Origin of the sequence: Stenotrophomonas sp. HITSZ_GD (assembly GCF_029543105.1) — a bacterium.
Classification (GTDB): domain Bacteria; phylum Pseudomonadota; class Gammaproteobacteria; order Xanthomonadales; family Xanthomonadaceae; genus Stenotrophomonas_A.
Genome location: NZ_JARQXB010000029.1, coordinates 1 through 20,577, shown reverse-complemented (window position 1 = coordinate 20,577; position 20,577 = coordinate 1). Strand labels below are relative to the sequence as shown.

18 protein-coding genes are annotated in these 20,577 nt (G+C 69.8%); 9 read left to right on the top strand and 9 right to left on the bottom strand.

The window, feature by feature from the left end; all coding sequences use genetic code 11:
* The first annotated feature begins 248 nt into the window (after positions 1 to 248).
* On the top strand, positions 249 to 2,249 hold the full coding sequence (gene tkt / locus P6166_RS17105) for a transketolase (protein WP_277765641.1): 2,001 nt from the start codon (positions 249 to 251) through the stop codon (positions 2,247 to 2,249).
* 66 nt (positions 2,250 to 2,315) lie between these two features.
* Here the strand turns inward: tkt and P6166_RS17100 are convergent, their stop codons facing one another.
* The 3 genes from P6166_RS17100 to P6166_RS17090 all read right to left on the bottom strand — a co-directional run bounded on the left by P6166_RS17100 (position 2,316) and on the right by P6166_RS17090 (position 6,056).
* Positions 2,316 to 3,071, bottom strand: coding sequence for a M23 family metallopeptidase (locus P6166_RS17100; protein WP_277765640.1), 756 nt, complete (start codon positions 3,069 to 3,071; stop codon positions 2,316 to 2,318).
* A gap of 4 nt (positions 3,072 to 3,075) precedes the next feature.
* The gene (locus P6166_RS17095; protein WP_277765639.1) at positions 3,076 to 4,020 is read right to left on the bottom strand and encodes a murein L,D-transpeptidase; all 945 of its coding nucleotides are present in this window, start codon (positions 4,018 to 4,020) and stop codon (positions 3,076 to 3,078) included.
* An 89-nt stretch (positions 4,021 to 4,109) separates the two neighbouring features.
* Entirely contained in the window at positions 4,110 to 6,056 is a 1,947-nt protein-coding gene (locus P6166_RS17090; protein WP_277765638.1) for an acetyl-CoA hydrolase/transferase C-terminal domain-containing protein, read from the bottom strand.
* A gap of 111 nt (positions 6,057 to 6,167) precedes the next feature.
* On the opposite strand from P6166_RS17090, the gene P6166_RS17085 reads away from it, so the two are divergent.
* From P6166_RS17085 to P6166_RS17075, 3 genes are read left to right on the top strand one after another with little or no spacing between them, the layout of a single operon-like run.
* Positions 6,168 to 6,548, top strand: coding sequence for a BlaI/MecI/CopY family transcriptional regulator (locus P6166_RS17085; RefSeq protein ID WP_130318689.1), 381 nt, complete (start codon positions 6,168 to 6,170; stop codon positions 6,546 to 6,548).
* Positions 6,538 to 7,743 (top strand): TonB family protein, encoded by a 1,206-nt coding sequence (locus P6166_RS17080; protein ID WP_277765637.1) that lies wholly within the window; start codon positions 6,538 to 6,540, stop codon positions 7,741 to 7,743. Before P6166_RS17085 ends, P6166_RS17080 begins: the two co-directional genes overlap by 11 nt.
* Positions 7,743 to 8,309 carry a hypothetical protein gene (locus P6166_RS17075; protein ID WP_130318691.1) on the top strand — a complete coding sequence of 189 codons (567 nt, stop codon included), beginning with the start codon at positions 7,743 to 7,745 and terminating at the stop codon, positions 8,307 to 8,309. The genes P6166_RS17080 and P6166_RS17075 overlap by 1 nt, the downstream gene beginning before the upstream one ends.
* Positions 8,310 to 8,312: 3 nt before the next feature.
* Here the strand turns inward: P6166_RS17075 and P6166_RS17070 are convergent, their stop codons facing one another.
* Positions 8,313 to 8,870 (bottom strand): flavin reductase family protein, encoded by a 558-nt coding sequence (locus tag P6166_RS17070; RefSeq protein ID WP_277765636.1) that lies wholly within the window; start codon positions 8,868 to 8,870, stop codon positions 8,313 to 8,315.
* Between the two features lie 282 nt (positions 8,871 to 9,152).
* On the opposite strand from P6166_RS17070, the gene P6166_RS17065 reads away from it, so the two are divergent.
* The 5 genes from P6166_RS17065 to P6166_RS17045 are packed head-to-tail and all read left to right on the top strand — an operon-like array spanning position 9,153 to position 16,550.
* Positions 9,153 to 10,556: a DcaP family trimeric outer membrane transporter gene (locus P6166_RS17065; protein ID WP_277765643.1), complete on the top strand. Its 1,404-nt coding sequence runs from the start codon at positions 9,153 to 9,155 to the stop codon at positions 10,554 to 10,556.
* 54 nt (positions 10,557 to 10,610) lie between these two features.
* Complete coding sequence (gene adiC / locus P6166_RS17060; protein WP_277765642.1) at positions 10,611 to 11,945, top strand: arginine/agmatine antiporter; 1,335 nt, start codon at positions 10,611 to 10,613, stop codon at positions 11,943 to 11,945.
* Positions 11,946 to 11,987: 42 nt separating this feature from the next.
* Positions 11,988 to 14,276 carry an Orn/Lys/Arg decarboxylase N-terminal domain-containing protein gene (locus P6166_RS17055; protein WP_277765635.1) on the top strand — a complete coding sequence of 763 codons (2,289 nt, stop codon included), beginning with the start codon at positions 11,988 to 11,990 and terminating at the stop codon, positions 14,274 to 14,276.
* A gap of 16 nt (positions 14,277 to 14,292) precedes the next feature.
* Positions 14,293 to 15,198: a cation diffusion facilitator family transporter gene (locus tag P6166_RS17050; RefSeq protein ID WP_277765634.1), complete on the top strand. Its 906-nt coding sequence runs from the start codon at positions 14,293 to 14,295 to the stop codon at positions 15,196 to 15,198.
* Positions 15,195 to 16,550 carry an amino acid permease gene (locus tag P6166_RS17045; protein WP_277765633.1) on the top strand — a complete coding sequence of 452 codons (1,356 nt, stop codon included), beginning with the start codon at positions 15,195 to 15,197 and terminating at the stop codon, positions 16,548 to 16,550. Before P6166_RS17050 ends, P6166_RS17045 begins: the two co-directional genes overlap by 4 nt.
* An 18-nt stretch (positions 16,551 to 16,568) precedes the next feature.
* Here P6166_RS17045 and P6166_RS17040 read toward each other — a convergent pair whose 3' ends face one another.
* Genes P6166_RS17040 through P6166_RS17020 form a run of 5 tightly spaced genes read right to left on the bottom strand, consistent with a single transcriptional unit; the run spans position 16,569 to position 20,381 of the window.
* Complete coding sequence (locus tag P6166_RS17040; RefSeq protein ID WP_277765632.1) at positions 16,569 to 17,180, bottom strand: ATP-binding cassette domain-containing protein; 612 nt, start codon at positions 17,178 to 17,180, stop codon at positions 16,569 to 16,571.
* Entirely contained in the window at positions 17,180 to 17,872 is a 693-nt protein-coding gene (gene modB, locus P6166_RS17035; protein ID WP_277765631.1) for a molybdate ABC transporter permease subunit, read from the bottom strand. The genes P6166_RS17040 and modB overlap by 1 nt, the downstream gene beginning before the upstream one ends.
* Positions 17,873 to 17,878: 6 nt before the next feature.
* Positions 17,879 to 18,655: a molybdate ABC transporter substrate-binding protein gene (gene modA, locus P6166_RS17030; protein WP_277765630.1), complete on the bottom strand. Its 777-nt coding sequence runs from the start codon at positions 18,653 to 18,655 to the stop codon at positions 17,879 to 17,881.
* A 59-nt stretch (positions 18,656 to 18,714) separates the two neighbouring features.
* Positions 18,715 to 19,542: an MBL fold metallo-hydrolase gene (locus P6166_RS17025; protein ID WP_277765629.1), complete on the bottom strand. Its 828-nt coding sequence runs from the start codon at positions 19,540 to 19,542 to the stop codon at positions 18,715 to 18,717.
* A 26-nt stretch (positions 19,543 to 19,568) separates the two neighbouring features.
* Entirely contained in the window at positions 19,569 to 20,381 is an 813-nt protein-coding gene (locus P6166_RS17020; RefSeq protein WP_277765628.1) for a S1/P1 nuclease, read from the bottom strand.
* Between the last annotated feature and the right edge of the window lie 196 nt (positions 20,382 to 20,577).

Here is a 20,577-nt window from a genome sequence, read left to right as displayed (position 1 = left end):
GGATGTCGCCTACGAGCCCCCATGGATGGGTTCACGGCGTGTCCCGAAAGGGCCCCGCCCCCGCAGGCCGTGCACAAAACCCAACCAGCCGACCCACATCGCAAAGGCCAAAAACCATAAAGCCTGCGCGAAACCCCAAGCCCAAGCGGCCGCAGGCCGCAAAAAACCCACCCCCAACCCCCACACCCCCTTGTGGGACAATACCCATACCGCCCCTTGCGGTGCCCCTTCCGCTCCCAAGACGCCCCATGACCCAGCCCACCCGCCGCCAGCTGGCCAACGCCATCCGCTTCCTCGCCGCCGACGCGGTCGAAACCGCCAAGTCCGGCCACCCCGGCATGCCCATGGGCATGGCCGACATCGCCGAAGTGCTGTGGAATGACTTCCTACGCTTCAACCCGGTCGATCCCCACTGGTTCAACCGCGACCGCTTCATCCTCTCCAACGGCCACGGCTCCATGCTGCAGTACGCCCTGCTGCACCTGACCGGCTACGACCTGCCGATCGAGGAGCTCAAGCACTTCCGCCAGCTGCACAGCAAGACCGCCGGCCACCCCGAGCGCAGCGAAACCCCCGGCGTGGAGACCACCACTGGCCCGCTCGGCCAGGGCTTCGCCAACGCCGTCGGCTTCGCGCTGGCCGAGAAGCTGCTGGCCCAGCGCTACAACCGCGACGGCCACGCCATCGTCGACCACCGCACCTTCGTGTTCATGGGCGACGGCTGCCTGATGGAAGGCATCTCGCATGAAGCCGCCTCGCTCGCCGGCACCTGGGGCCTGGGCAAGCTGGTGTGCTTCTGGGACAACAACCACATCTCCATCGACGGCAACACCGACGGCTGGTTCACCGACAACACCCCCGAGCGTTTCGAAGCCTACGGCTGGCATGTCATCCGCGATATCGACGGCCACCACCCGGACGCCATCAAGGCCGCCATCGAGCACGCCCTGGCCGAGGAAGGCAAGCCGACCCTGATCTGCTGCCGCACCATCATCGGCTTCGGCGCCCCCACCAAGGCCGGCAAGGAATCCTCGCACGGCGCCGCGCTGGGCAAGGAAGAGCTGGAAGGCGCGCGCAAGGCGCTGGAATGGCCGTATGGCCCGTTCGAGATTCCGCAGGAGATCTACGACGGCTGGAACCACGTCGACGCCGGCAAGCACGCGCAGGCGCAGTGGCAGCAGGCCTTCGAAGCCTACGAAAAGGCCTTCCCGGCCGAAGCCGCCGAGCTGATGCGCCGCTACCGCGGCGAGCTGCCCCAGGACTTCCTCGCCCAGGCCGATGCGTTCATCGCCAAGGCCCAGGCCGATGGCCAGACCATTGCCTCGCGCAAGGCCTCCCAGCTGACCATCGAAGCGTTCGCCCCCCTGCTGCCGGAAATCGTCGGCGGCTCGGCCGACCTGGCGCATTCGAACCTGACCCTGTGGAAGGCCAGCAAGTCGGTCGCCACCACCGACCCGAACGCCAACTACGTCTATTACGGCGTGCGCGAGTTCGGCATGACCGCGATTGCCAATGGCCTGGCCCTGCACGGCGGCTTCATTCCGTTCGACGCCACCTTCCTGGTGTTCAGCGACTACGCCCGCAACGGCGTGCGCATGAGCGCGCTGATCCCGGCCCACGCCATCCACGTCTATACCCACGACTCCATCGGCCTGGGCGAGGATGGCCCGACCCACCAGCCGGTCGAACACCTGGCCGCATTGCGCTACATCCCCAACAACGACGTGTGGCGCCCGTGCGACGCGGTCGAATCGGCGGTGAGCTGGAAGGCCGCCATCACCCGCAACGACGGTCCCAGCTGCCTGGTCTTCAGCCGCCAGAACCTGCAGCACCAGCCGCGCAGCGACGAACAGGTCAAGCAGATCGAGCGCGGCGGCTACGTGCTGGCCGATGCCGAGGGCGGCACGCCGGACGTGATCCTGATCGGCACCGGTTCGGAAGTGGGCCTGGCGGTGGAAGCCAAGCAGCAGCTCGACGCCGCCGGCCTGAAGACCCGCGTGGTCTCGATGCCGTCCACCGATGTGTTCGACCGCCAGAGCAGCGAGTACCGCGAGTCCGTGTTGCCGAACGCCGTGCGCAAGCGCGTGGCGGTGGAAGCGGGCGTGACCGGCTTCTGGCGCAAGTACGTCGGCCTGGACGGCGACGTGGTGGGCATCGATACCTTCGGTGCTTCCGCGCCGGCCGAAGTGCTGTACAAGCACTTCGCCATCACCGTGGACCACGTGGTGGCGGCGGCGAAGGCGCTGTAAGCCTTCAGTTCGCCCCACGCAAAAGGCCAGCGGATTCCGCCGGCCTTTTGTTTTTGCGCGCGCCGCTCAGAGCGCCTGGCCGTCGTGCAGCACTGGGTAGGGATTGAGCGCTTCGCCTTCCCACCAATGCCGTTCCGGGCCCAGCTTGAAGATCGCGAAGTGCAGGTGCGGCGCGTCCGGGCTCGCGTTGCCGGTACTGCCGACATAGCCGATCACCTGCCCGCGGCGGAGGGTCTGCTTCTCCGCCAGCCCGTCGGCGTAACGCTGCAGGTGCGCGTAGTAATACGCATAGCGGCCGCTGGGCTCGAACTGGTAGATCGTCAGGCCACCGCGCTGGCTGTCGAACAGCTTTTCCACCGTGCCATCGGCCACCGCCAGCACCGGCGTGCCGGCCGCGGCCATGATGTCGATCGCGTCGTGGACGCGGCCCTCGCTGCGCGCGTCGGTGAAGGTGTCATGCAGGTCCGCGCGGGCGATGCCCTGCACGGGCAGCAGCAGCCCGTTCCCGCCGGCAGCCTCGCCGGCCGGTGCCGGCGCGTTTGCGGCGCCCAGCGAGGCGGGGGGCACCCCGGCGTCGAGATGGCCCGCCTCCGCCGCCGGGGCGACGGAGGTGGGCGGCTGGGCGGCCGGCGGCGACTGCAACGCGACGCGCTCCGGTGCCACGGGCGTGGCCGGTGCCGGCGTGGCCGGCGCGCCACCGGTCGCCTGCGCGACGGCCTGGTTGATCTGCGTGCCGGTGGAGACCGTGTCCGGTCCATACAGCCACCAGTAGCCCGCCGCGCCCACCAGCAATCCGCACACCACCAGCACAAGGCTTTTCATCGGCTCACTCCTGCAGGATCGCCGGCACCGAGGCATCCACCGCACCGGCCACGATCAGCGCATCCCAGTTGGTCAGGCGAATGCAGCCGTGCGATTCGGTCTTGCCGACATGCCCCGGCTCGGGCGTGCCGTGGATGCCGTAGTGCGGCTTGGACAGGTCGATCCACACCGGGCCGACCGGGTTGTTCGGGCCCGGCGGCAGCGTGGCCTTCTTGTCGTTGCGGCTGGCGTCCCAGAACAGCTTGGGGTTGTAGTGGAACGGCGGGTCGCGCGAGATGCCCAGGATCTTCCAGCGCCCGATCGGCAGCGGGTCGTGCGTGCTGCCGGTGGAGGCGGGGAACTGCGCGAACACCTTGCCCTGCGCGTCGCGCAGGGAGAGCGTGGAATCGGACTTGTCCACCACCAGTGTGGCGGCCTTCGGCAACGGCGCGCCGCCGCCCACCGAGGGCACGCGCAGCACGGTACCGGCGCGGCGGAAATCGGCCTGCGGGTTGAGCGCGCGCAGCAACGCCGGGCTGGCATGGAAGCGTTCGCCGAGCGCTTCCTCCACCGACTGGTAACCCAGCGCCGGCAGCTTGGCCTGGTCGGCCGGCTCCTTCGGTGTCGGCGCGTAGGGGCCGGCGACATCGGCATCGGTGAGCGTGTAGTCCACCAGCGTGGGTGCGGTATCGGCCGAGAGGGCTTGCCACGTCGCCTCGTCGAGTTCGCCACTGGCCTTCAGGTCATGCGCGCGCTGGAAGCCAGCCACCGCGCGGCGCTGGTTCGAGCCCGGCCGCGCATCGATCTCGCCGGGAGAAAAGTGCGCGCGATCGAGCAACACCTGCGCGGCGAAGTCCGAGCGTGGGCCGGTATCGGGCGCGGTGATGGCCGGCGCCTGCGCGGCGGCCACCAGCGGCGCGGCACCCAGCAGCAAGGCGAGGAAACGTGAGGACGACGTGCACATCGGCATGCGGAACACTCCAGCGGAATATGGCCGCAGCTTGCCGTGCCCCGTTGCGCGCGACGCGTGAAAACCCACCGCGGCGCCTGAAGCGCCCCTCAACGCCGGGTACGCGCCAGCGCGTGCCGCACCAGGCGCGCCTGCACGCGCTCGCCGCCGCCGCGCGGCGCGTCCAGGCCCATGCGCTGCAGGGCCTGCGCATCGTCGGCCAGCGGGCCGGCGAGGGCGCCGGCGAGCAGCCGCAGCTTGCCCGGCCACGACGCGCTGCATTCCTTGAGCCAGGCCAGCGCGCGCAACAGCCGTTGCTCGACCTCGGTGAAATCGCTGCCCAGCGGATAGTCGGGCAGGGTGCCGTCGCGCCGGAACGGCGCGAGCGTGCGCGCCAGCGCCTGCGGCGTGTTGCGCTGCCACTGCGCGGGCGCCACGAAGTCCTCGCGCAGCTTGCGCGCCGCCTTGGCCGAGGCCAGCAGGCCGGCCTGGAACGGCGCCTCGGCGATGGCGGTCATCGCGATCGCGCAATCCTCGTCGGTGGCGCCGAGCAGGTCGGCGATGCCGTACTGGTTGACGTAGACATCGCGCAGGTGGCGCGGGATCGTGGCGTGGCCGTAGGACCAGCGCACGCTTGATTCCACCTGGCCGTCGCCGCGGGCGCGGCTGGCACGGAACATCAGCACGCTGCGCGCATCCTCCAGCGCATGCGCCATCGCCACGAAGTTGTACTGGCCGCCGACGCCGGAGACGATGCGCCCGTCCTCCAGGCCATCGGAGGCGGCCGCGCCCAGGGCGGTGGCGATCATGCAGCTGTTGAAGAAGCGGGCATCGCGGCGCTGCAGGCGCTCCAGCGCCTCGTGGCCGCCGTATAGCTGGTTGATCTCGCTGATGCGGCGCATGCCGATGCCGTGCGCGCCGTCGCCCTGCGCCCGCAGCCAGTCGTAGAACTCGGCCGAGCCGAGGTAGAAGGCGCCATGCAGGAACTCGCCCTCGCGCGCCAGTCGGGCATGGTCCTCGGCATCGGCGTGGCCCGCGTGCAGGCGCTGCATCAATGCGATGTCGTCGTGCACGCGGCGGCGGATCACGCCGGTCTGCACGAGCCGGCGGAAGCCTTCGTTGAGCATTTCGCTGCAGCCATACAGGCCTTGCTCGAACGGCCCCAGGCCGCCATGGTCGCGGACGAGCGGATGCGCCTCCAGCGCCGGATCGAGCGCGCGCAGCACCGCGCGATAGCGCGCGTTGTCGGTATGCCGCAGCACCAGCGCGTGGCTGAGCGCGTCGGCCAGCGTGCCGATGCCGATCTGCAGCGTGCCGCCATCGCGCACCAGCGTGCTCGCATACAGGCCGATGGCGTAGTCGCTGTCGCTCACCGGCTGGCGTGGCAGCGCGAACAACACCGGGTAGGGGCCGGGCGGGTCGATGACGATATCGAAGAACCCCTCCGGCACGGTCGCGCTGCCGCCGATCCACGGCAGCCGCGGATCGACCTCGGCCACCATCAGCGGGCGCGGCAGGCCGCGGCGGGCGACGGCGTCGAGCAGGTCCTGGGTCAGGTCGTTGTTGCACGACAGCGACAAGCGCGACCCGCCCGGTTCGCGCGCCACCTTCTGCACCACCACGTTGGGCGCGCGCATCGCCACGCCATCGGCGGCCATCGTGTAGTTGAGGCTGGTATAGGCGCGCTGCGCCTGGCGCGAGGACAGCATCGCGCCGGATTGCATGTAGAACTCCTCGACCTGCACGTGCGCGGGTAGCGCATCGCGGCGCATCGCCTCGACATAGGCCAGGCGCGGGAAGTCGTCGCCGAAGTGGCGCTGCGCGAACGGGCCGAGGAAGCGTCCTTCCAGGCCGCCGGTGGCGCCGGGCGGGTCCAGCGACAGCGCGGTGTAAATCTGCATGGGCCGCGATGGGTCCGCGGCCACGCGTTCGTACAGCGTATTGAGCAGGCGATGCGGCTTGCCCAGGCCCAGCGGCGCGCCGATGCGCAGCGGGCCGGCGATGCGTTGGAGGATCAGGTCGGTGGCCGCGCGCAGGTCGTCGAGAAATTCTGTCATGCGCCTGAGCGTAGCCCAGCCCTGGTGCGCGCCGCATGCGCCACCGGCCCGCCCGCTTGACAGCGGCACGGATTACGCGCGTAATCGGGAAAAATTTACGGGCGTAATCGTATGGCCGGACCTGGGGCGATCAGCGAAGCGGAAGCGGTGGTGATGCAGGTGCTGTGGGAGCGCCATCCGTTGTCGGCGGAGGAGGTGTTCGCCGCGCTGTCGGCCCGCAGCGGTTGGGCCGAGCCCACGGTGAAGACGCTGCTCAACCGCCTGCTCAACAAGGGAGCCGTGAGCGCGCAGAAGCAGGGGCGGCGCTATCTCTATTCGCCGTGCGTGGAGCGCACGCAGTGGGTGGCGCAGCAGAGCGAGGGGCTGCTCGACCGCCTGTTCGGCGGGCGCGTCGCGCCGCTGGTGGCGCACTTCAGCGAGCGTGGCAAGCTCAGCGCGCAGGACATCGCCGAACTGAAGCGGCTGGTGCGGGAGCTGGACGATGAAGGTTGATCCGGCCGCGCTGCTGTCGCTCACCGCGGTATTCAGCGCGGCCTGCCTGCTGGTGTGGGTGCTGCGCCCGCTGGCGCGGCGGCTGGGCGGGGCGGGTGCCGCCTACGGGCTATGGAGCCTGCCGCCGCTGGTGTGGCTGGCGCAGGCGGTGCCGCTGCCCGCGGCGCTCGCGTTGCCGATGCGCGAGATCGGCGTGCTGCCGCCGGCCTTGATGCCGATGGCCGCGCAAGGCGAACCGCTCACGGCGGGCACCGGCGTGATGGCGGCGTGGCTGATCGGCGCGCTGGCCTGCCTGGGGCTCCAGCTTTGGCGCCAGCGCCGCTTCGTGCGTGCCATGGGGCCACTCGAACGCGTGCGCCATCCGCGCCTGCCCGTCTACCGCGCCACCCACGATGCGGGCCTGCCGGCGCTGGTGGGGCTGTGGCGCCCGCGCATCGTCCTGCCGCCGGATTTCGCCCGCCGCTACGACGCCGCGCAGCGCGCCTTGCTGCTGCGCCACGAACTGGTGCACTGGCGTCGCGGCGACGTGCCCTGCAATGCGCTCGCCACGTTGCTGCTGTGCCTGCAATGGTTCAACCCACTGGCGCACGCGGCGTTGCGCGCGTTCCGGCGCGACCAGGAAATGGCCTGCGATGCGCGCGTGCTCGCGCAGCGGCCGCGCCGGCGGCGCCTGTATGCCGAAGCGATGCTCATCGGCGGCGTGGATGCGCCATGGCCGCCGCTGGGATGTCCCTGGCCTTCGCGCCATCCGCTCAAGGAGAGAATCGATATGCTCAAGCAGCCCGCACCGTCGCGCCGCCGCCGTTACCTCGCCATGCTCTGCACCGGCTTGCTGGCCTGCGGCAGCGGCTACGTGGCCTGGGCGGCCCAGCCGCATACGCCGGCCACCGCGGCCGACGCCGCGCTCCCTTCGCTGGCGCCGCCGCGCTACCCCAAGGCAGCGGCCGACCAGCAACTCGGCGGCCAGGTCATCCTGCGCGTCGATGTGCGCGCCGACGGCAGCGTGTCCGACGTGGTGGTGGAATCTTCCACGCCGGCGGGCGTATTCGATGCGGTGTCGCTCGAAGCAGCGCGCAAGTGGCGCTTCCGCCCGGCGTTCAAGCAAGGCAAGCCCGTCGCGAGCCGGGTGCGCGTGCCGGTCACCTTCGAGATGGACCCCGCCCCGGCAGGCGGCAGCGCGATGGCGTCGCGTTGATGCGCCGCCTACGACCCGGCGCGCTGGCGCCGATGCTGGTGCTGTGTGGCTGTGCGAGCGCACCGGCAACCTACGAGGCCACGCGCAGCGATGCGGTGGACCAGCGGCTGCTCTCGCCTTCCCTGGGCGGTGGCCATGCCGGCAAGATCGACAGCTACGCCCTGCAGCCGCAGCAGGTGTTCCGCATGCCGCTGCTGCACGACAACGTCGATCCCACGCTGCCCGGCGACACCACGCGGGTGGACCTGCCGCCCACCACGGTGTGCGTGCGCGTGATCATCGATGCGCTCGGCGCGGTCCAGCGAACCGAGCCGTTGCTGGATCGCGCCGAATGCATGGCCGGCGCCGATCCCGCCAACGCCGACCTGCTGCAGGCCGTCGACCGCGCGGCCCTGACCTGGCAATACGCACCGGCGGCCATCTGCCATTACCGCGATCTCGCGCCGAAGCGCGCCGGCGATTGTGCCGATGCCGAGCGCATCGAGCCGGTGCCGGTCACGCTCAACTACGCCTTCACCTTCCAGATGACGCGCGGGCAGGTGCGCGTGCAGCGCGCCGGCCGCTGAGGGCTACAGCATCTCGGGCAGGAACATCCGCTTGCGCGAGATATCCGGCCCGGACACCATGAAGCGGCCATCGCCACGGTAGTGCACGGTCCGCGGCGTCTTCGGCGTGCGCGCCACGTGCGCGCGCACGACTTCCCAAATGAACAAGTTGTGCTTGTTGATCTGGCTGCCGTCGTACAAGCGGCACTCAAAGCTCGCCCAGCATTCGCGGATGCGTGGCGCGGCCACCACGGTGCCCGGCGTGGTGGTCAGCCCGAATGCGTCGAACTTGTCGATCTGCGCACCCGTGCTGTTACCGATACGAACGACGGTATCGACGATGTCGGCGGTCGGCAGGTTGATCACGCATTCGCGCGAACGCCTGGCCAGCGCGAAGCTGTGGTTCTCGTTCCACAGGTAGCAGGCCCATAGCGAGGGCGCAAAGCCCATCACCATGTGCCAGCCCAATGTCATCACATCGCGCTGGCCGCGCCAGGCGGTACTCACCAGCACCACCGGACCCGGCTCCAGGAAACGGCGCACGTCCTCGATGGGAAAGGGATGCTGGCGATAGCGTTTCATGTCGATACGTGCGGTGGCTAAAACATCATCACATCGCCGAATGCGTAAAACCGGGGTGTCGATCTCATGACTGCCACGTGTTTTTCACGTTGCCGTCATCGCCTCGGGCGGTGAATGGCGGCTGTCTCGTACTTCGCTAGTCCAGGGGAAGAAGCATGGGACGTGCCGGCGTTCGTGCCTCCCCTGCGGGCACGTCGGTGCGCAGCATGCAACCGCGGGACTGGGCGCATGGAGAGGGCGATGGAACGTTCGACAGCGATGGCGGCGGTATTGCCGTGGGTGATGGTGTCCGGCCTGGCGTGTGCGCAGGACACGGTGCAGAGCCTGCGCGCGGAGATCGCACAGGCCCAGCGGACACTGCAATCGCTCAACGCGCGCCTGGACGCGCTGGAAGGTCATCCGCCGAGCGCGCAGGCCGGCGACGCATCGCTTGCCGCATCGCCCTCCGCAGCGCCCGCGCCCGCACAAGCTGCCACGCCGGCCGCGGCCGCGCCCCAAGCACAGGCCACGCCACCGGGCTACCACAGTGTGTTGCCGCCGCGCGATTCGGTGGCCGACCCCTCCACCGCCGCCTCGCGCGCGGACAACACCGTCTCGCCCACCGACCCGGAACTGAAAGGCTTCTTCGCCATTCCCGGCACGGATACCCTGATCCGCCTGGGCGGCTACGCCAAGCTCGACGCCATCGCCGATGCGCGCGCGGCCGGCGACCAGGAGCAGTTCGTCACCTCGACCATCCCGGTCGGCAGTCCGAACCGCGACACCTCCAACGTGGAGATCCACGCCAAGCAGACCCGCTTCAGCTTCGAAGCGCGCCGGCCCACCAGCCACGGCAACCTGCGCTTCTACCTGGAGAACGACTTCTTCGGCAGCAGCGACAGCTACCAGTTCCGCCTGCGCCACGCCTACGGCCAACTCGGCAACACCTACGCCGGCTACGGCTACTCGACCTTCATGGACGCCGATTCGCTGCCGGATACGCTGGATTTCGCCGGCCCCGGCGGCGCCGCCTACCTGCTCGTGGCGGGCATGCACCACAGCTTCTCGATGGGGCAGGGCAACACGCTCACGCTGGGCGTGGAAAACCCGGAGTCCGAAATCGCGCGCAATGGCGTGGAGGCGATCAGCGTCGATCGCGTGCCGGATGTCAGCCTGGTCGCGCGCATGGAGCGCGACTGGGGCCACCTGCAACTGGGCGCGGTGGCGCGCAGCCTGGGCTACGACGCCGAGGGGCATCAGGACACGACGTTCGGCGGCGGCCTGTCGTTCAGCGGCTCGTTCTCGCTGCCAGAGCGCGACCTGATCCTGTTCGGCCTGCTCGGCGGCAAGGGCATGAGCCGCTACACCGCCGACCTCACCGGCTCGGGCCTGGACGCGGCCATCGCCGCGGACGGCACGCTGAAGGCGCTGCCGCTGTACGGCGGTTTCGTCGGCTACACGCACTACTGGACGCAGATGTGGCGCTCGAACCTGGTCTACGGCGAGCTCTACCTCGATGGCGAGGACACGCTCGCCGCCGATGCCTTCAGGCGCAGCCGCTACGGCGCGCTGAACCTGATCTGGAGCCCCGCACCGTCCTGGACGATGGGCATGGAGCTGCTCTACGGGCAACTGGAACAGCAGGACGGCCGCCGCGCCGACACGATGCGGCTGCAAGGCAGCCTGCAATACAACTTCATCAAGTGATGCCGCTCGGCGGCCGTCATGGCCGCCGCGGGCATCCACCACGAGGAGATGGCCATGGCGCAGGGCAAGAAGATCGGCGTGGTGGGGGCGACCTTCCTGGTCGCGGGCAACATGATGGGCTCGGGCGTGTTCCTGCTGCCCTCCAGCCTGGCCAAGATCGGCACGGCCTCGATATGGGGATGGCTGATCACCACGGCCGGCGCGTTGCTGCTCGCATTCGTGTTCGCCAAGCTCGGCCGGCTCTCGCCGCAGGCGGGCGGCCCCTATGCCTACGCGCGCGATTGGTTCGGGCCCTATATGGGCTTCCAGACCAACACCATCTACTGGTTCGCCAACTGGATCGGCAATGTCGCCATTCCCATCGCCGCGGTGGGCTACTTCAGCTATTTCTTCCCGGTGCTCTCCCAGCCGCTGGTGCGCTGCGTGGCGGTGCTGGTGCTGGTGTGGCTGCTGACCTTCGCCAACATCATCGGCCCGCAGTTCGTCAGCCGCGTGCAGACGCTGACCACCAGCTTTGCGCTGGTCCCGATCCTGGGCATCGCGATCTTCGGCTGGTTCTTCTTCAAGGCGGACGTGTTCCAGGGCGCGTACAACGTGTCCGGGCAATCCAACTTCGGCGCCATTTCCAGCGCGGCGGCCCTCACGCTGTGGGCCTTCATCGGGGTGGAGTCGGCCTCGGTCACCGCCGGCGTGGTGGAGAACCCGGAGAAGAACGTGGCCCGCGCCACCCTGGCCGGCGTGGCGCTGGCGGCGGTGGCGTACATCTCCAGCTCGGCGGTGATCATGGGCATGGTGCCCAACGCGCAGTTGCAGACCTCCGACGCCCCGTTCGCGCTGGCGGCCGCCAATGCGGTGGGCGGGTGGGGCGGCGCGCTGGTGAGCCTGTGCGCGTTCATCGGCGCGGCCGGTTCGCTGGGTGGCTGGATCCTGCTGACCGCGCAGAGCGCCAAGGCCGCGGCCGACGATGGCCTGTTCCCCGCGCTGTTCCGCAAGGCCAACGCCGACGACGTGCCGGTCAAGGGCATCCTCGTCGTCGCCGTGCTGATGACGCTGGCGGTGCTGGTGACCTCCACGTCCGACACCGCCTCGGCCCAGTTCGACGTGATCACGTCCGCCGCGGTCGTGCTCACGCTGCTGCCCTACATCTACTCCTGCGTGGCGTGCTACTTCGTGGTCGAGCGCTCGCACACCTGGGCCCACATCGGCACGTTCTGGGTGCTGACCAGCGTCACCGTCGTCTACTGCCTGTGGGCGGTGTTCGGCTCGGCCGGGGCGATCGTCAAGTACGCCTTCCTGTTCGTGCTGTTCATCACCGTCTTCTATCCCTTCTTCAGCGAGCAGCGCCGCCAGCGCCGCCAGGCCGTGATCGTGCCGCCGCCCGCCAGCTGAGCCTTCGCCGCACGCCCCATCGCATCCGCAAGGAGAGCTTTCGTGTACTTCAAATCCCTGGATTACCCCATCGTCGTCATCGACGCCGACTACGAGTCGCCGCGCATCGGCGGCATCCTCATCCGCGCACTGGTCGAAGAGCTGCGCGGCAACGACCAGCGCGTGCTGTGCGGGCTCACCCTGGAGGACGCGCAGGCCGGCGCGCGCACCTACGTGGCGGCCTCGGCGGTGTTGATCTCCATCGACGGCACCGAGGAAGTGGCCGGCGAGTTCCAGCGCCTGCTCGGCTTCCTGCGCGAGCAGAGCCAGCGCCGCGCCGACCTGCCGGTGTTCCTGTACGGCGAGCGGCGCACCATCGAGAAGGTGCCCAGCAAGCTGCTCAAGTACGTGCACGGCTTCATCTTCCTGTTCGAGGACACCAAGAACTTCATCGCCCGCCAGGTGATGCGCGCGGCCGATGCCTACATGGGCAAGCTGCTGCCGCCGTTCTTCGGCGCGCTGATCCACCACGCGGCCGAATCCAACTATTCCTGGCATACGCCGGGGCACGCGGGCGGCGTGGCGTTCACCAAGTCGCCGGTGGGACGCGCGTTCCACCAGTTCTTCGGCGAGAACACGCTGCGCAGCGACCTGTCCATCTCCGTGCCCGAGCTGGGCTCGCTGCTGGACCACACCGGGCCGATCCGCGAGGCGGAGCTGGAGGCGGCGCGCAACTTCGGTGCCGACCACACGTTCTTCGTCACCAACGGCACCTCCACCGCGAACAAGATCGTGTGGCAGGGCACGGTAGGGCGCGGCGACGTGGTGTTCGTGGACCGCAACTGCCACAAATCGCTGATGCATTCGCTGATGATGACCGGCGGCATCCCGGTGTACTTCACGCCCAGCCGCAACGCGCACGGCATCATCGGGCCGATCAGCCTGGACCAGTTCTCGCCGGAGGCGATGGAGGCGCGCATGGCCGGCCACCCGCTCGCCCGCCAGGCGCGGCAGGCGGGCGCGAAGGCACGCATCGCGGTGGTGACCAATTCCACCTACGATGGTCTGTGCTACAACGCCGAGAAGATCGCGCGCCAGGTGGGCGGCAAGGTCGAGTTCCTGCACTTCGACGAAGCGTGGTACGGCTATGCGGCCTTCCACCCGTTCTACGAAGACCACTACGGCATGGCCAAGGGCAAGCCGCGCGAGCAGGACGCGATCATCTTCACCACCCAGTCCACGCACAAGCTGCTGGCCGCGTTCTCGCAGGCCTCGATGATCCACGCGCGCGATGCGGCCGACCGCAAGCTGGATGCCGAGCGCTTCAACGAAGCGTTCATGATGCACACCTCCACCAGCCCGCACTACGGCATCATCGCCTCGTGCGACGTGGCCTCCAGGATGATGGAGGGCGAGTCCGGCCGCTCGCTGGTGCAGGAGATGCACGACGAGGCGATCGCCTTCCGCCGCGCGATGCTGCACGTGCAGGAAGACGTGGGGCGCGACGACTGGTGGTTCCGCGTCTGGCAGCCGGACGAGGTGGCGCGCTCACTGGGCAAGGGCGATACGCCCGCCCCGATGGTGGCCAAGCGCGACGAGTGGTACCTGCGCCCGGATGCCCACTGGCATGGCTTCGAGAAGCTGGCCGACGACTACGTGCTGATCGACCCGATCAAGGTCACCCTGCTGACGCCGGGCCTGTCGATGGACGGCGAAATGGGCCAGCGCGGCATTCCCGCCGCCGTGCTGAGCAACTTCCTGTGGTCGCGCGGCATCACCGTGGAGAAGACCAACCTGTATTCGGTGCTGTTCCTGTTCTCGATGGGCATCACCAAGGGCAAGTGGAGCACGCTGGTGGCCGAGCTGATGGCGTTCAAGTCGCTCTACGACGACAACGCGCCCCTGCAGAAGGCATTGCCGCAGCTGGTGGCGGCCTATCCGGTGGCCTACACCGACGTGGGCCTGCGCGACCTGTGCGACGATCTGCACGCCTTCAACAAGGAATTCGCGGTGGCCGAGGTGATGCGCGAGATGTACGTGGACCTGCCGGAGCCGGCGATGACGCCGGCCGACGCGTACAACCACCTCGTGCATGGGCGCATCGAACGGGTGGATATCGACCAGCTTTCCGGGCGCATCGCCGGCACCATGCTGGTGCCGTACCCGCCGGGCATCCCGACCATCATGCCCGGCGAGCGCTTCGGTGCCAGCGACGAGCCGATCATCCAGTCGCTGCGCATCGCGCGCGCGCAGAACGAGCGCTTCCCCGGCTTCGAGTCCGACGTGCACGGGCTGATCATCGACCGCGGCGTGAACCCGCCGACGTACAAGGTCGAGGTGCTCAAGGCATGAGGGCCAGGTCCGGCGCATGAGCGATACCCGCCAGGAGCAGCGCGTCCTCAAGGCCTCCATCGCCGCCACCGTGGGCGTGGCGGCGATCGGCTTCGTCGGCGGCCTGCTGGCGCGCTCGCAGGCCATCCTGTTCGATGGCGTCTACAGCCTCGTCGATGTCGCGCTGACCCTGGTCGCGCTCTCGGTGCTGCGGCTGGTGGCGCGCGAGGACAGCCCGCGCTTCCAGTACGGCTATTGGCACCTAGAGCCGATGGTGGAGGCGCTGGGCGGGGCGATCCTCAGCCTGGCCTGCATCTACGCGCTGGCCAACGCGGTGATCGGTTTCAGCGATGGCGGCCACGAGGTGCGCTACGGCGCGGCATTGGCGTGGGCGTTGCTGCTCACGGTGGTGGACCTGGCCATGGCGGCGTGGATCGGCCGGCACGCGAAGCGGCTGGAATCGGGCCTGCTCGCGCTCGATGCCCGGGCGTGGTTGCTCACCGGGTTGATGAGCCTGGCCGTGGTGCTCGCTTTCCTCATCGCGCTGGCCCTGCGCGAAGGCGCCTACGCGCACTGGACGCCCTACATCGACCCGCTCGTGCTGTGCCTCATCAGCCTGGCCGTGCTGCCGTTGCCGCTGCGGGGCGCGTGGAAGGCGATGCGCGAGGTGCTGCAGGTGGCCCCGGACGACCTCGACCGCCGCGTGCAGGAGGTGATGGCGGCCTTCGTGGCCGAGCACGGTTTCGTCGGCTTCACCAGCCATGTCGCCAAGATGGGGCGCATGCGCTTCGTGGAGATCCACGTGTTGACCCGCCCGGATTACAACCCCGGCTCCATCGGCCACGCCGACGCCCTGCGCGACGGCATTGCCGAGCAGTTGGGCGCGCGCGAGGCCCAGTTCTGGCTGACCATCGACTTCACTTCCGACCCGGCCTGGACATGAGCGCCGCCGCGCCGAAGAAGATGGGCCTGCCGATGGCGACCATGCTGGTGGCCGGCAACATGATCGGCACCGGCGTGTTCCTGCTGCCGGCCAACCTGGCGACGGTGGGCAGCATCTCCTCCTTCGGCTGGATCATCGCCACGGCCGGCGCGGTCGCGCTGGGGCTGGTGTTCGCGCGGCTGGGGCAAATCGACCCGCAGCCCGGTGGGCCTTATGCGTACGCGCGCGACGCGTTCGGCCCGTACATCGGCTTCGTCAGCAACTACGCCTACTGGTTCGGCAACTGGATCGGCAACGTCGCCATCGCGCTGGTGGTGACCGGCTACCTCGCCCATCTCGTGCCGGCGCTGACGCCGCTGCTGCCGCGCATGGCCTTCACCCTGCTGGTGATCTGGGGCCTGAGCCTGGCCAACGCACGCGGCGCGCGGTGGATCGGCGCGCTGGAGACCGGCACGTTGCTGCTGGCGTTGATCCCCATCCTGTTCATCGCCATCGCCGGCTGGTGGTGGTTCGATGGCAGCCTGTTCCGCGCGGGCTGGAACGTGAGCGGGCTGGGGGAGGGCGCGGCGATCTCGCGCAGCGCCTCGATCGCGCTATGGGCCTTCATGGGCGTGGAGAGCGCGGCGGTGTCGGCCGAGGTGATCGAGCGCCCGCGCCGCAACATCCCCTTGGCCACGCTGGGCGGGCTCGCCCTGGCCGCGGGCATCTACATCGCCTGCTCGCTGGTGATCATGGGCATGCTGCCGATGGGCGAGCTGCGCGATTCCTCCGCGCCGTTCGCCGAAGCCGCGCAGGTGATGGTGGGCCCCTGGGGCGCGGTGGCGATCTCGCTGTGCGCGGTGTTCAAGTCCTTCGGCGCGCTGGGCGGCTGGATGCTGCTGGTCGGGCAATCGGCCAAGGCGGCAGCCGAGGATGGCCTGTTCCCGCGCGTGTTCTGCCGCACCAACCGGCATGGCATGCCCGGCGCGGGGCTGATGATCGTCGCCGCGCTGATGAGCGCGCTGCTGCTGGTGACCGCTTCGCCCACGCTGTCGCACCAGTTCGACCAACTCACCAACATTGCTGTGCTGCTGACCATCATCCCGTACCTGTTCTCGGCCGGTGCGCTGATGTGGAGCAGCCTGGCGCGCGAGGAACGCGGCGGCGCGCGGTGGCTGGCGATGCTCGCCGGCGGCGGGGCGATCCTCTATTGCCTCTACGCGCTGCTGGGCGCCGAGCCGCAGCTGCTGGCCTACGCCACCGTGGCGATGCTGTTCAGTGCCGCGCTGTATCCGTTCTTCATGCACCGCATGCGCGAGGTGGCCGCCGCGCGTGCGGCGGCACGCGGTACCGGGAATGCCGGGGTTCGCTAGGCCGGGGCCGGCGCGTGCTCAGTCGAGCACGTGTACCGCCTCGGCGATCCTGCGCACCTCGTCCTCGCGGTGGCTCACGTAGAGCATCGGCAGCGCCAGTTCGTCGCGTACCCGCTGCAGGTAGGGAATGAGTTCCTCCCGGCGCGCCGCATCCAGGGCGGACAACGGCTCATCGAGCAGCAGCAATGCCGGTTGCGACAGCAGCGCCCGCCCGATCGCCACGCGCTGCGCTTCGCCGCCGGACAGGTGGCGCGGCCGCCGCGCCAGCAGCGCGCCGATGCCGAGCAGGGCGACGATGTCGTCGAAGCCGAAGCGGTCCTCGTCGCCATGTCGGCCGTAGCGCAGGTTCGCCGTGACATCCAGGTGCGGGAACAGCCGCGCATCCTGGAACACGTAGCCGATGCGGCGGCGATGCGCCGGCACGTCGATGCGCGCGGCGCGGTCGAACAGCACGCGCCCATCCACCGCGATGCGCCCGGCCTGCGGCCGCAGCAGCCCGGCGATGGCGTTGAGCACGCTGGTCTTGCCCGCGCCCGACGGGCCGACCAGCGCCACGACGCGCGCGGTTTCCTCGATCCGCACCCGGCGCCGGTAATCCCCGCGGCGCAGTTCGACATCCACCGACAGCATCAGCGTTCCTGCGCCACGCGCTGGCGGCGCACCAGCCACTCGGAGAGCAGCAGCGCCAGCAGCGAGATCACGAAGGCCACCGCGGTGAGCCGCCAGATGCCGGCCTCGCCGCCGGGCACCTGCAGCAGGCCGTAGATGGCGGCCGAGAGCGTCTGCGTTTGCCCGGGAATATTGGAGACGAAGGTGATCGTCGCGCCGAACTCGCCGAGCGCCTTGGCGAAGGCCAGCACCGCCCCGGCGACCAGCCCCGGCCAGGCCAGCGGCAAGGTGACGGTGAAGAACACCCGCCACGGCGCCGCGCCGAGCGTGGCGGCGGCCGCTTCCAGGCGGCGGTCGGTGGCCTCGATGGACAGGCGGATCGCGCGCACCATCAGCGGGAAACCCATCACCGCGCATGCCAGCGCCGCGCCGGTCCAGCGGAACGCCAGCTGGATGCCGAGCTGCTCGCGTAGCCACGCGCCCAGCACGCCCTGGTTGCCGAAGGCGATCAACAGCACGTAGCCGGTGACCACCGGCGGCATCACCAGCGGCAGCAGCAACAGCGCATCGAACAACGCCTTGCCCGGAAATTCGCGCCGCGCCAGCAGCCAGCCGCAGGCCACGCCGAACGGCAGGCTCGCCACCGCCGCCACCAGCGCGACCTTGATGCTGAGCACGATGGCGGTGATTTCCGCGGGCGAGAAGGCCGGCATGCGCGATCAGGGCGCGAGGCTGAAGCCGTGGCGGCGGAAGATATCGCGCGCGGCCGGGCCCTGCAGCCACTGCACGAAAGCCTGCGCCTGCGGCGAGGCCTGGGCCAGCGGCGCGACCGGGTAGACGATCGGCGGGTGGCTGCTGGCCGGGAACGTGCCGACCACTTTCACCTTCGGCTCGGCCTGCGCGTCGGAGCCGTACACGATGCCCAGCGGCGTTTCCCCGCGCGACACCAGCATCAGCGCGGCGCGCACGCTTTCCGCTTCGGCCAGGCGCGGCGAGAGCGCGTTCCACTGGCCGAGTTTCTCCAGCGCGGCGCGCGCGTACTTGCCGGCCGGCACGCTGGCGGTCTGGCCCACGGCCAGGCGGCCATCGGCGCCGAGCGCGCGGGCGATCGCGCCCGGTGCGGCGGGGTCGATGCGCGCCGTCGCCGCGGTGGCCGGCGCCACCAGCACCAGCGTGTTGCCGAGCAGGTTGTGGCGATCGCCGGCGCGCACGCGTTGGCGCGCCTGCAGGTAGTCCATCCACTCCAGGTCGGCGGAGAAGAACACCTCCGCTGGCGCGCCCTGCTCGATCTGCCGCGCCAGCGTCGAGCTGGCCGCGTACGAAGTGGTCACCGCCACGCCGGTGGCCTGCTGGTAGGCGGCCGCGGCTTCGTCCATGGATTCCTTCAGGCTGGCCGCGGCGAACACGGTGATTCCCTGGCCGGGTGACTGCGCCTGGGCCATGGCCGGCAGGGCCAGTACCAGCAGCGTGCACAGCAAGCGGGACAGCATCTTCATGGTCGGCTCCGGCGGAAGGATGCGGGGATCATAACGAGGCGGCGGTAGCGGCTAGTGACCTACAGCGGGAGCAGGTCGTCGTAGCGGCCACCCTGCAGGTTGGCCTTGACCGCCGGGCCCATCAGCCGCGGCTCGGCGAGCGTGGCATCGCGGGCCTGCCGGCGCGCGACGAAATCGTGCTGCGCCACGCCTTGCTGCACGTGGATGTTCGCGCGCTGCTGGTCGGCGATGCGGGTGGCGTGCGCGAGTGCGCGGCCGCCCGGGCCGTAGTCGTGGCACACGAACATGCGCGTGTCGCCGGGCAGCGCGAACAGGCGCTGGATCGACTGGTACAGCTGCGCCGCGTCCCCGCCGGGGAAATCGCAGCGCGCGGTGCCGCCATCGGGCATGAAGATCGAATCGCCGGGAAACAGCGCATCGCCGATCAGGTAGGCCACGCTGTCGGGCGTGTGCCCCGGCACCGCGATGACCCGCACGTCCAGCGTACCCAGCGCGAAGCGTTCCTCGTCCTCGAACAACCGGTCGAACTGCGAGCCATCGGCGCGGAAATCGGCAGGCAGGCGATAGCGCGGCGCGAAGGCCCGCTGCACGTCCACGATGCCCGCGCCGATGCCCAGCCGCGCCTGCGGCCAAGCCTGGCGCAGCCACTGCGCGGCGGAGACGTGGTCGGCGTGGGCGTGGGTTTCCAGCAGCCAGCGCACCTGCCAGCCGCGCGCGGCCGCCGCATCGACCAGTGCCTGCGCCGGCGCCGTGCCGACGTGGCCGGTATCGGGGTCGAAATCCAGCGCCGGGTCGATCACCGCCGCCTCCCCGCTGTGCGGGTCGGCGACGAGGTAGCTGAAGGTGTTGCTCGGCGCATGCAGGAAGGGCAGGACGTCGGGACGCACGGGGAACACCTCCGGAGGCAGCGGAATCAGGGCGTGCCCAATGCCGCGTTGAGGATCGCCGCCAGGCGATCGCCGGCCTGGCGCAGCGCCGCCTCGGCGAGCGGGCGATATTGCGCCACGTAGCCGGCGGGGAGCACGTGCGTGTCAGGGTACACGCCCGGCGCGATGGCCACGCGGCACGAGGCCTGCGCCCAGCCCACGGCATCGGGCGGCAGCACCGGCGTGGCGGCCGGGGTGGGCGGCCGCTTGAGCAACTCGGCCAGGTAGGCGTCATCGTCCAGGTGGCGGTCGTAGAGCATGCCGCTGTCCCACAGCGAGTGCAGGTTGGTGCCCTTGCCGTTGAACTGCAGCTGGAAATCGTTGCCGCCCTTGTCGCGCGCGTAGCCGGCGTGCATGGGCTGGTGGATATCGCCGACGAGGTGGACGACGAACTTCAGCGCTTGTCGGCGCACGTCGAGGGGTTGGCTGCGGTCGGCGAGCAGGGCGGTCTGCTGGTTGAGCGCCGCGATGACGCATTTGCCGTCGGGGCAATCGGCCGGTGGATCGTAGGCGCAATCGTGTTCGGCGAGGTTGACGTAGTGCCAGGGACTGGTTCGCTTGCCGAGGTCGGGGTCGTGTTCGCGCAGTTCGTCGGCCCAGGAGGCGATGCCGGCGAGGGTGGGGGTCGGTTCGCCGGCGAGCAGGGTGGCGATCTGCTTTCTTGCCTGCGGGGTGAGTTCGGTGTCGGCCACGCGGGCCACGAGGCGATGGCCTTGGCCGCCCCAGGCCTGGGCCTGCGGGATGTGGAGGGCGAGGAGGGGGAGGGCGAGGGCAGCGATGCGGAAGCGGAATTGTTTCATGGGGGAATTGTATTGGCCGACGATGGGGTCCTCGTGTGCTGAAAGTGGGTGAAGCTGCGACCAGAGGAGCGCGGAGCGGGGACGTGCGTTGCTTTCGTGTCCGGTCGCCGGGATTTGTCGGGTCTGCGGGGGCGGGGCCCTTTCGGGACCGTAGGCGACATGGATGTCGCCTACGAGCCCCCATGGATGGGTTCAC

Coding starts and splice junctions, on each gene's coding strand:
- P6166_RS17095 (WP_277765639.1), bottom strand. CDS start 4,020: ATGCCGATGTGCACGTCGTCCTCACGTTTCCTCGCCTTGCTGCTGGGT.
- P6166_RS17065 (WP_277765643.1), top strand. CDS start 9,153: ATGGTGTCCGGCCTGGCGTGTGCGCAGGACACGGTGCAGAGCCTGCGC.
- P6166_RS17085 (WP_130318689.1), top strand. CDS start 6,168: ATGGCCGGACCTGGGGCGATCAGCGAAGCGGAAGCGGTGGTGATGCAG.
- P6166_RS17040 (WP_277765632.1), bottom strand. CDS start 17,180: ATGCTGTCGGTGGATGTCGAACTGCGCCGCGGGGATTACCGGCGCCGG.
- adiC (WP_277765642.1), top strand. CDS start 10,611: ATGGCGCAGGGCAAGAAGATCGGCGTGGTGGGGGCGACCTTCCTGGTC.
- P6166_RS17070 (WP_277765636.1), bottom strand. CDS start 8,870: ATGAAACGCTATCGCCAGCATCCCTTTCCCATCGAGGACGTGCGCCGT.
- P6166_RS17080 (WP_277765637.1), top strand. CDS start 6,538: ATGAAGGTTGATCCGGCCGCGCTGCTGTCGCTCACCGCGGTATTCAGC.
- P6166_RS17050 (WP_277765634.1), top strand. CDS start 14,293: ATGAGCGATACCCGCCAGGAGCAGCGCGTCCTCAAGGCCTCCATCGCC.
- P6166_RS17100 (WP_277765640.1), bottom strand. CDS start 3,071: ATGAAAAGCCTTGTGCTGGTGGTGTGCGGATTGCTGGTGGGCGCGGCG.
- tkt (WP_277765641.1), top strand. CDS start 249: ATGACCCAGCCCACCCGCCGCCAGCTGGCCAACGCCATCCGCTTCCTC.
- P6166_RS17020 (WP_277765628.1), bottom strand. CDS start 20,381: ATGAAACAATTCCGCTTCCGCATCGCTGCCCTCGCCCTCCCCCTCCTC.
- P6166_RS17075 (WP_130318691.1), top strand. CDS start 7,743: ATGCGCCGCCTACGACCCGGCGCGCTGGCGCCGATGCTGGTGCTGTGT.
- P6166_RS17045 (WP_277765633.1), top strand. CDS start 15,195: ATGAGCGCCGCCGCGCCGAAGAAGATGGGCCTGCCGATGGCGACCATG.
- P6166_RS17090 (WP_277765638.1), bottom strand. CDS start 6,056: ATGACAGAATTTCTCGACGACCTGCGCGCGGCCACCGACCTGATCCTC.
- modB (WP_277765631.1), bottom strand. CDS start 17,872: ATGCCGGCCTTCTCGCCCGCGGAAATCACCGCCATCGTGCTCAGCATC.
- modA (WP_277765630.1), bottom strand. CDS start 18,655: ATGAAGATGCTGTCCCGCTTGCTGTGCACGCTGCTGGTACTGGCCCTG.